Source organism: Streptococcus sp. 959 (genome assembly GCF_013277075.1).
GTDB classification, from domain to species: Bacteria; Bacillota; Bacilli; order Lactobacillales; family Streptococcaceae; genus Streptococcus; species Streptococcus pseudopneumoniae_C.
In genome coordinates this window covers 1-1,233 of record NZ_VMMF01000043.1, presented here as the reverse complement: position 1 = coordinate 1,233, position 1,233 = coordinate 1, and the positions used below count along the sequence as shown (strand labels likewise).

Genomic DNA, 1,233 nt, shown 5'->3' with positions numbered 1-1,233 from the left:
GTCAAAAAAGGAAAAAATCGTTACTATTCTCCTGATTTAAAACAAGAAATGATTCATAAAGTCTTACATGAAGGCTGGACTAAAGATAGAGTTTCTCTTGAATACGGCCTCCCAAGTCGTACGATACTTCTTAACTGGCTAGCACAATACAAGAAAAACGGGTATACTATTGTTGAGAAAACAAGAGGGAGAGTACCTAAAATGGGACGTAAACCAAAAACGAGACCTGAAGATATGACAGAATTAGAACGTCTTCAAGCAGAAAATGAGTACTTGAGAGCGGAGAATGCCATTCTAAAAAAGTTAAGAGAACTCCGATTGAAGGAGGAAAAAGAGAAAGAAGAAAGACAGAAATTGTTCAAGAATTAATGACTGAGTTTTCGTTAGATATTCTTCTAAAAGCCATTAAACTAGCTCGTTCAACCTACTACTATCACTTGAAACAGCTAGATAAACCAGATAAGGACCAAGAGCTTAAAGATGAAATTCAATCCATTTTTATCGAACACAAGGGAAATTATGGTTATCGTCGGGTTCATTTAGAACTAAGAAATCGTGGTTATCTGGTAAATCATAAAAGAGTTCAACGCTTGATGGAAGTACTCAATTTACAAGCTAAAATGCGACAGAAACGAAAATATTCTTCTCATAAAGGAGACGTTGGCAAGAAGGCAGAGAATCTCATTCAACGTCAATTTGAAGGCTCTAAAACAATGGAAAAGTGCTACACAGATGTGACAGAATTTGCCATTCCAGCAAGTACTCAAAAGCTTTACTTATCACCAGTTTTAGATGGCTTTAATAGCGAAATTATCGCCTATAATCTTTCAACTTCACCCAACTTAGAACAAGTAAAAACAATGTTGGAACAGGCATTCACAGAGAAGCACTACGAGAATACGATTCTCCATAGTGACCAAGGCTGGCAATATCAACACGATTCTTATCACCAGTTTCTTGAGGGTAAGGGAATTCAAGCATCCATGTCACGTAAGGGTAACAGCCCAGACAATGGTATGATGGAGTCCTTCTTTGGGATTCTGAAATCGGAAATGTTTTACGGTTATGAGAAGTCGTTTCAGTCGCTTAAGCAATTGGAACAAGCTATTGTAGACTATATTGATTACTACAACAATAAACGAATTAAGGTAAAACTAAAAGGACTTAGCCCTGTGCAATACAGAACTAAATCCTTCGGATAAATTAATTGTCTAACTTTTTGGGGTCAGTACA

The 1,233-nt window shown here is 36.7% G+C and carries 1 pseudogene; it reads left to right on the top strand.

Going from position 1 to position 1,233, the window contains the following annotated elements:
- Positions 1 to 1,202: pseudogene (locus HT717_RS09715) on the top strand (IS3 family transposase); the annotation flags it as partial.
- Between the last annotated feature and the right edge of the window lie 31 nt (positions 1,203 to 1,233).